The organism is Sphingomonas sp. (assembly GCF_048595155.1).
GTDB lineage: Bacteria > Pseudomonadota > Alphaproteobacteria > Sphingomonadales > Sphingomonadaceae > Sphingomonas_I.
This window is the reverse complement of sequence record NZ_JBMDXN010000018.1, coordinates 99,715-108,298: the sequence shown is the minus strand read 5'-3', so window position 1 is coordinate 108,298 and position 8,584 is coordinate 99,715. Positions and strand designations below refer to the sequence as shown.

Sequence of the window (8,584 nt, the reverse complement as noted above, 5' to 3'; positions counted from 1 at the left end):
GTTGGCGCGAGCGCCGCGACTGCGGAGATCCACCAGACGATCCGGGATCCCGGCGGCAGCACGGTTGCGTCGCTGCCCATCGTGTCTGTGGCCCTCCCCGCCCGCAGCACCGCCAGCGCAATCGCCAACACGACCGTGCGCACACCCCAGCTTTGGTCGATCGAAACGCCCTCATTGTACCGTCTACGCACCGAGATCGTGGTGTCCGGAGCGATGGTGGACGCGTATGAGACCTCGTTTGGCATCCGCCGGATACAATTCGATGCCGCACGCGGGTTCCTGCTGAACGGGCGGCCCGTGAAGCTGCTCGGCACCTGCAATCACCAGGATCATGCCGGTGTCGGCACCGGCATCCCGGACGCGCTGCATGCCTGGAGGGTCGACCAACTCAAGGCTATGAGATCCAATGCCTGGCGCAGCGCCCACAATCCGCCTGCGCAAGTCCTGCTGGATCTGTGCGACGACAAGGGCATGCTGATGATCGTCGAAGCGCGCCGCAACAGCAGCGATGTGGAATCGATGAACGAGCTGGAGCGGATCGTGCGGCGCGACCGCAATCACCCGTGCGTGATCGCCTGGTCGCTCGGCAATGAAGAACCGCAGCAGGGCACGGCGCGTGGCGCACGCGTGACGGCCGCAATGCAGGCACGCGTCCGGGCGCTCGATCCTACCCGGCCGACGACCTTTGCCTTTGACAATAGCTGGGACAAGGGCGCCGCCCGCGTGGTGGACGTGCTCGGCTTCAACTATCGGACCGACAAGATCGAAGCCTTCCACGCCGGGCATCCGCAGGTGCCGGTCTATGGATCCGAAACCGGCAGCACAGTCGCGACACGCGGCGCTTATGCGAACGATGCCGCGGCGCATGTCGTGCGGGCCTACGATACCGAACATCCATGGTGGGCTTCCACCGCGGAAAGCTGGTGGACGATCGCGGCGGAGCGCCCCTATATCGCAGGCGGCTTCATTTGGACTGGGTTCGATTATCGCGGCGAGCCCACGCCTTATTCCCAATTTCCCAGCATCTCGAGCTACTTCGGCGTGCTCGACACCTGCGGCTTCCCCAAAGACAATTATTACTATTACCGCAGCTGGTGGCGCCCCGATCTGCCGCTGGTGCACCTGCTGCCCCATTGGACTTGGCCTGGCCATGAGGGCACGCCGATCGAGGTGTGGGTCCACGGCAATTGCGAGGAAGTAGACCTGCTGCTCAACGGCCGATCCCTCGGCCGCAAGCCGATGCCGCGTAACGGCCATCTGGCGTGGAGCGTGGTCTATGCGCCAGGCCGGATCGAAGCCCGTGGCTTCAACGCAGGACGCCAGGTTGCGCAAACGATACGCGAAACGGCGGGGCCTGCGGCAGCTATCGCGCTGACGGCGGATAAACGCCTGGGCGCCGCGACCGGCGACGATGTCGTGGTGGTGCGCGCAGAGATCGTGGATCGACGCGGCCGGCCAGCACCCGAAGCGGCGAACACACTGACCTTCAGCGTCGCGGGGGACGCCGAGATCATCGGCGTCGGCAATGGCGATCCCACCTGTCTGGAGCCGGACCATGCAACCGTGCGCAGCGCCTTCCACGGCTTGGCCCAGGCCATCGTCCGCATCGGCGCGACGCCCGGCCCGATCCGGATCACAGCCGCCAGCCCGGGCCTTGCGAGCGGTTCTCTGAGCGTGCTGACGAAGCCCACGCCAAAATAGCCTTGCCAGACAGATATTAATTATCATACAAAAAGCCCAACGACGCCGATCAAGGAGCGTCGGATGGGGAGAGTTTCTGTGTACGATCGCGGTTTTTTGCTCGCTGCGGTGAGCCTTCTTTCGGTATCCAGCGCGGCCGCCGCGCAATCGAATGCATCGCCCGCTCCCAGCAGTCCGGGCGGAGGCACAAGCACCAGCGCACAAGCAGAAACGGCTGCGCCGACCAATGGAGGCGGGGATCAGGAGGTGGTGGTCACCGGCTATCGCCAATCGCTTCGCACCGCAATCAACCAGAAGCGCAACGCCGATCGTGTCCAGGAAGTCCTGTCCGCCGAAGATCTGGGCAAGCTGCCCGAAGCCAGCATCGCGGAATCGCTCGCCCGTCTGCCCGGCCTCGCCACCAATCGCGATCGCGGCAATGGCACGCAGATCTCGATCCGTGGTCTCGGGCCAAATCTGGTCAACACCTTGCTCAACGGGCGCGAGATCGTCTCGGCCGAAGCCAATCGCAACATTCGCTACGATGATTATCCGGCGGAATTGCTGAACGGGGCCTACGTCTTCAAATCGCCGACAGCATCGCAGGTCGAGGGCGCCATCGCGGGCCAGGTCGATCTGCAGACGGTGCGTCCGCTTGATCAGAAGAGCCGGCGCATCGCGATCAATGTCCGCGCGAGCTATAACGATTTGGCCGACGATATCTCGGACACCAAGCCGTTGGGCTATATCGGCAGCATCTCCTACGTCGATCAGTTTGCCGACAATACGCTGGGGATTGCGCTCGGCTATTCCGGCCGTCGCCAGGCCAATGCGACCGCGCGCACCAATATCTTTCGCTCGACCAACAGCTTTCAGGATATCAACGGCGACGGTCGCGGTGCGGCCGGCAATGCGCCCAACGTTTATGACAATATCCCTTATGGCTATGAGGCGCTGGTGCGCGGCGGCGACGATATCCGTCATGGCGCGATGGCCGCGGTGCAGTGGCGACCCGGCGCCGGTAATTTCGAGCTGAACGGCGACTTCTTCTACAGCCGGGTGAAGTTCGACGAGACACAGCGCGGCGTGCGCGTGCTGAACCTGCCGTTCGGTAACGCCTTCTCCAACGCCACCGTCGTCGACGGCAATGTGACCGGCATCACGGCGAGCAACAATACAAACATCTTCGGGCTCGACGTTCGCAACGTGAACGAGCAATTCTTCTTCAAGGACAATCTGTACGCTGGCGGCCTGAACGCCAAATATAAAGCCGACGACTGGACGCTGACGGGCGACGTCGGCTATTCGAAAACGCACCGCGACCAGCAATTCCTCTCGCTGGTGACCGAATATTCGGCCACCAACCCGCCCTTCACCTATCAGGACAGCTACGGCACGACGTCCAGCTTCTTGGCCACGCGGGGCAATCCGGCGAGCATGAGCTTCGATCGATCACTGACCGATCCATCGATCAACCGCATCGCCAATTTCGAAATCCCGACCGGCACCGGCGCGCCGCTGATCAACGACAAGTTGCTGACGCTGAAGGGCGACATCCAGCGCGATCTGAACGGAAGTTTCCTGAAGTCGATCGTCATCGGCACCCGCTATACCGATCGCACGAAGGACCTGACCTCCCGCTCGCAATATTCCGGCATCGACGCCGCCAACCGCGTGCCGGTGGATGCGGATCTGCTCAACAGTCCGGTCACCTTCCCCGGCGCGTTCGGCAATCTGCCGCAAACCATGTCGATCAACATTCCCAAGGCGATCAACCGGCTGCTCGGGACGGTCGATCCCACCGAGACGATCTATGATCAGGCGGCCAGCTGGGTGGTCGGCGAGAAGACCTATGCCGGCTACATCCAGGGCAATATCGATATGTCGCTGGGCGATATGCCACTGACTGGCAATGTCGGTGTGCGCGTCGTCCACACGAAGACGACATCGAGCAGCACCAAGCTGGACGGCACCAACAGCGCGATCCCGCCGATCCTGACGCCGTTCACCGTCACCAATGCCTTCACCGATTGGCTACCGAACCTGAATCTGACCCTGAAGGTCAGCCCGGAGGTGCAGATCCGTTTCGGCGCGAGCAAGGCGATCGCGCGCGCGCCGCTCGACGATCTGAATGCGGGCAGTTCGACCTACAGCGGCAGCACCGGCGTACCCGAACTGCGTGGCGGTAATCCGCTGCTGGAACCGTTTCGCGCCAAGCAGCTCGACCTTACCTTCGAATGGTATTTCGATCGCGACAGCGCGCTCACCATTTCCGGTTTCTACAAGAAGCTGGATACGTTCATCGCCACCAACACCACGACGACACGGGACGCCAATGGCATTCCCACCGGAACCTTCACCCAGCCGATCAACGGCAAGGGTGGCGAGGTGAAGGGCGTCGAGGTGCTGTTCCAGAAGGCCTTCACCTTCCTGCCAAAGCCGCTGGACGGGCTCGGCGTCTATCTCAACTACAGCTATACCGACAGCAACATCTCGGTCCAGGAAGCGGACAATGCGATCGGCCCGATCGCCCTGCCTGGCCTGTCCAAGCACGTTGCCAACGCGACGCTCTACTACAGCAAGTCGGGGTTCGAAGCGCGGATCGCCTATCGCTACCGCAGTGCCTACGCGACCGAACTCGGCGACACGGACCGCATTCTCTACACCGCCCCCGAAGGCGTGCTGGATTTCCAGACCTCCTACACATTCGGCGACGGATCACGCTTCAAGGGGCTGCAGATATTGGCCCAGGCGAGCAACCTAACCAACGAGCCGTTCGAAACCTATTATGGCGATCGGCGCCTGCAGGGGCGGTTCGAGAAGTTCGGCCGACGCTTCATGCTTGGCGCGGGCATCAACTTCTGATGCGAAGGCTTATTGTGATTGCGGCGCTGCTGGCGTCCACCGCGCAGGCGGCGCCGCTAGCGCCCAAGCCGGCGAGCGGCCTCTATCTGGGGGCGGATCTATCCTACGTGAATGAGATGGAGGATTGCGGCGCAGTCTATCGATCCGGCGGCAAACCGGTGGATCCGTACAGGCTGCTCGCGGCCAAGGGCGGCAACATCGTTCGCGTGCGCATCTGGAACAAGGCCACATGGACGACATATAGCAACCTCGCCGATGTGACCAAGACGATCCGCCGCGCGAAGGGCGCGGGCATGCAGGTCCTGCTCGACTTCCATTATTCGGACGATTGGGCGGATGGAGAGAAGCAGATCGCGCCGGTCGCCTGGGCCAAGCTGGATACGGCGGCGCAGGCCAAGGCGTTATACGCCTACACGCGCGACGTGCTGGGCACGCTGGATGCACAGGGGCTGATGCCGGAGATGGTGCAGGTCGGTAACGAGACCAATCCCGAGCTGATGGGCGGCGTGAAGGAACGCAAGATCAACTGGACCCGCAATGCGACCTTGCTCAACGCCGGGATCAGGGCCGTGCGCGATGCGGGCAAGACCGCGAAGATCAATCCGCGCATCATGCTCCACATCGCCCAGCCGGAACATGTCCAACCCTGGTTCGACGACGCCACCGCCGCGGGCGTCCTGGATTATGACATTATCGGCATCAGCTATTACAAGAAATGGTCGGTGCGCTCGATGGCAGAGCTCGGCACGACCATCGCGGCCGTCAAGCAGCGCTACAAGGCCGACGTGATCGTGGTCGAGACGGCCTATCCGTTCACAACCGAGAACGCCGATACATCCCCCAATCTCCTGGGCGAGGACACGCTGGTACCCGACTATCCGGCGACACCCGCGGGCCAGCGCCGCTATCTGATCGATCTGACCCAGACCATTATCGATGCCGGTGGGATAGGCGTGGTTTATTGGGAGCCGAACTGGGTCTCGACCCGCTGCGGGACGCGCTGGGGCAAAGGCTCCAATTGGGAAAATGCCGCCTGGTTCGATTATAAGCAGCATGATGCGCTGCCCGCTTTCGACTTCCTGTCTTGGAAATATCGGCGCCCTGCCGCCCGCTGACCCGGGCTGAATAATGGCCCAAAACAGCAACGCGTTTCCCTGACGACCCTCAGCGCGCTGCCCTTTTGCCCGCATGTTGGACAGTTTTGGGTGGTTTGAGCCGGCCATGGCCCTATCTAGACCAGAGGGGGGCGTAACGACCGGACGACAGGGAGTGTGTTTTGGAAATCGTCTCGATCGTATTGCTGCTGCTGCTTGCCGTCGTGATCAGTGGCGCAATCTCGCGGATGCTGCCGTTGAATGTGCCGACGCCGCTCGTGCAGATTGGCCTGGGGGCTGTCATCGGGCTGGTTGCGCATCTGCGCGTGGAGCTGGACCCCGAACTGTTCCTTTTGCTGTTCCTTCCGCCGCTGCTGTTCCTGGACGGCTGGCGGATCCCCAAAGACGAGATGCTGAAGGATCTCTCGACGGTAGTCGAGTTGGCGCTTGGCCTCGTGTTGCTCACTGTCGTTGGCGTCGGTCTGTTCATTGACTGGATGATCCCCGCCATGCCGCTGGGTGTCGCCTTTGCGCTGGCGGCGGTCGTCTCGCCGACCGACCCTATCGCGGTGTCCGCCATCGCGGCGCGCGTGCCCATTCCCCGTCGCATGATGCATATACTGGAAGGGGAATCGCTGCTGAATGACGCAACCGGCCTGGTCTGCCTGCGCTTCGCCATCGCCGCCGCGCTCACCGGCTCCTTCTCCGTCGCGCAAGCCAGCCTGACCTTCCTCTGGCTGGCGCTGGGCGGCCTTGCCGTGGGCATTGCCGTCACGCTGGTGGTCACGCGCGCCAAGGCATGGGTGTCCAACCGGTTTGGCGAGGATACCGGCTCGCAGGTGCTGATCAGCCTGCTAATCCCGTTTGCAGCCTATATCTCTGCCGAACATCTCCACTGCTCGGGCATCCTCGCCGTAGTTGCAGCTGGGGTGACGATGACCTTTGCGGAAGTATCCCGTCAGGCCCTGCCCGCAACCCGCATGCGGCGCAATTCGGTGTGGGACACGATCCAATTCGCGCTGAACGGCATCATTTTCGTGCTGCTGGGCGAGCAATTGCCCGCAATTGTTGAGAAAGCCAGCGAAACGGTGAAGGTCACCGGCCACAGCAACCCATGGTGGCTCGCGGCCTATGTTCTCGCGATCATGGTAGCGCTGGCGGCGCTGCGCTTCGCCTGGGTGTGGGTATCGTTCCGGCTGACGCTGCTGCGGCGGCGGGCCGATGTGCCGTTCCGCAGCCCGGACTGGCGGCTGATCGCGGCCATGTCCTTTGCCGGTGTGCGCGGCGCGATCACGCTGGCGGGTGTGCTGACAATCCCCCTGGCGATGCGCGACGGCACACCCTTCCCCGCGCGCGATCTTGCGATCTTTCTGGCAACCGGCGTGATCATCCTCTCACTGATCATGGCCAGCGTGGTCCTGCCGTTGCTGCTGCGCGATCTGCGCATGCCGGCCGAACCATCGATGCAGGCGGAGGAAGATCGCGCCCGCGTCGCCGCATCGGAGGCCGCAATTCGTGAGATCGAGCGGGCCCAGCATGCCTTGGCCGACGGCCGGAGCGATGCCGATCGCTATGCCGGCGCCGGAACGCGGATCATGGACCTGTATCGCGAGCGCATCGATGTTCGCAGCCAGGAAGGCCGCAGCTTATCCGAAGCGCGGCAGCATGAGCGGATCGAGCGCGATCTGCGGCTCGCCGCCCTCGCCGCAGAGCGAAGTGAGATTTTCCGCCTTGCCCGCGCCGGGGAGATTGGCAGCGCGATCGCACAGAAGCTCATTCGCGAACTGGATCTGCTGGAGATACGCTACAAGACATAGGGCGATTCGCCGGCGTTGAACATCGATCGGCTCAGTCCGGTGGCGCAAAAGGCCGCAAGGCCGCGGCTATTCGCTGATCTGCCAAGGCGAGGCCGATCCAAATGCCGCCCCCGAGCGCCGCGCATACAAATTGCGGAGGTGCGAGCAGTTCGCCGATACGCGCGTGCGCGCAGATCGCGCCGCCCAGATAGCCGGTCGTCAAGATCGCCCCGAGGGGTGCCAGCCTTGGGAGGAGTAACGGCAGCGCGCAGCAAAATGTCAGGTAGGCCAGCGTCGGCCCTGCATCCCGTGGGAAGCCGATATGGACGAGCGCCGCCACCAACCCGGCCGGCGACGCGAATTGCACCACGCCGTCCAGCAAAAGCAGCAGGGCCGCGGCGACCACCAGGCCCCGGCCGAAAGTGCGCGAAAAAGTAGCAGGCATGCCATCCCTCAAGGAACGTGAAAATCCGGACGCAGGCGATAGGCCCGCGCCTTGATATGGCGCGGACCATCAGCGTTGGACGGGATCAGCGCTTGTCGATCAGCTTATCGGGGACATGCATCGCGTGGGTGTCGCGGTTGGCGTAGAACAGTTCCGTCGAATGGGTGTAGATTTCGATCAGATTGCCCCACGGATCCTGGCAATAGACGCAGCGGTAAGGTTCGCCCTCGAACAGGGTCCAGATCTTGGAATTCTGTTTGCCGCCGCTGTCGGCGATCCGTTTAGCAAGCCCTTCGATATCCGGATCGACCACGCAGAAGTGAAAGACGCCGGTCTTCCAATATTCGAAATTGTTCGGCCGGCTATCCTCCGTCGGCGGCGTCACAAACTGGAAGAGTTCGATGCCGACGCCATTGGCCGTGGCGAGGTGGCTTACATATAGCTCCTGCATCGGATCGCCGAAAATGTCCTTGAAGACATTGGAGACCGGCGAGCCATCGTTGCGGATGTGCAGCGGACCGATTGTGTGGCGGCAACCCAGCACGTCGACATACCAATCGGTGGCGGCATAGACATCGCTCACCGTCAGCCCGACGTGGGTAACGGCGACCGGATAATGCGCATCAGACATAGGGCTCTCCTCCGTAGAACGAGAAGCCATGATAAGAGTCGAGCGAGCGCCGGGCTCATGAAACAGCGTTAAA

At 62.7% G+C, this 8,584-nt stretch carries 6 protein-coding genes; 4 read left to right on the top strand and 2 right to left on the bottom strand.

Annotation, left to right across the window (positions count from 1 at the left end; all coding sequences use genetic code 11):
• From ACOJSI_RS03845 to ACOJSI_RS03830, 4 genes are all read left to right on the top strand, one after another.
• The coding region (locus ACOJSI_RS03845) for a glycoside hydrolase family 2 TIM barrel-domain containing protein (RefSeq protein WP_420136939.1) at positions 1-1,701 on the top strand (1,701 nt) is incomplete at its 5' end.
• Between the two features lie 63 nt (positions 1,702-1,764).
• A complete protein-coding gene (locus tag ACOJSI_RS03840) occupies positions 1,765-4,545 on the top strand; it encodes a TonB-dependent receptor (protein ID WP_420136938.1) in 2,781 nt (926 codons plus the stop codon).
• The gene (locus ACOJSI_RS03835) at positions 4,545-5,660 is read left to right on the top strand and encodes a glycoside hydrolase family 53 protein (protein ID WP_420136937.1); all 1,116 of its coding nucleotides are present in this window, start codon (positions 4,545-4,547) and stop codon (positions 5,658-5,660) included. The genes ACOJSI_RS03840 and ACOJSI_RS03835 overlap by 1 nt, the downstream gene beginning before the upstream one ends.
• A 161-nt stretch (positions 5,661-5,821) precedes the next feature.
• On the top strand, positions 5,822-7,456 hold the full coding sequence (locus ACOJSI_RS03830; protein ID WP_420136936.1) for a Na+/H+ antiporter: 1,635 nt from the start codon (positions 5,822-5,824) through the stop codon (positions 7,454-7,456).
• Positions 7,457-7,487: 31 nt separating this feature from the next.
• Here ACOJSI_RS03830 and ACOJSI_RS03825 read toward each other — a convergent pair whose 3' ends face one another.
• Positions 7,488-7,880, bottom strand: a complete 393-nt coding sequence (locus ACOJSI_RS03825; protein WP_420136935.1) for a DoxX family protein — start codon at positions 7,878-7,880, stop codon at positions 7,488-7,490.
• Positions 7,881-7,965: 85 nt separating this feature from the next.
• The gene (locus ACOJSI_RS03820; RefSeq protein WP_420136934.1) at positions 7,966-8,511 is read right to left on the bottom strand and encodes a VOC family protein; all 546 of its coding nucleotides are present in this window, start codon (positions 8,509-8,511) and stop codon (positions 7,966-7,968) included.
• Positions 8,512-8,584 lie beyond the last annotated feature (73 nt).

Excerpts from the sequence above, each read along its gene's own strand:
- ACOJSI_RS03840 (WP_420136938.1), top strand. The coding sequence starts at position 1,765 with ATGGGGAGAGTTTCTGTGTACGATCGCGGTTTTTTGCTCGCTGCGGTG.
- ACOJSI_RS03835 (WP_420136937.1), top strand. The coding sequence starts at position 4,545 with ATGCGAAGGCTTATTGTGATTGCGGCGCTGCTGGCGTCCACCGCGCAG.
- ACOJSI_RS03825 (WP_420136935.1), bottom strand. The coding sequence starts at position 7,880 with ATGCCTGCTACTTTTTCGCGCACTTTCGGCCGGGGCCTGGTGGTCGCC.
- ACOJSI_RS03820 (WP_420136934.1), bottom strand. The coding sequence starts at position 8,511 with ATGTCTGATGCGCATTATCCGGTCGCCGTTACCCACGTCGGGCTGACG.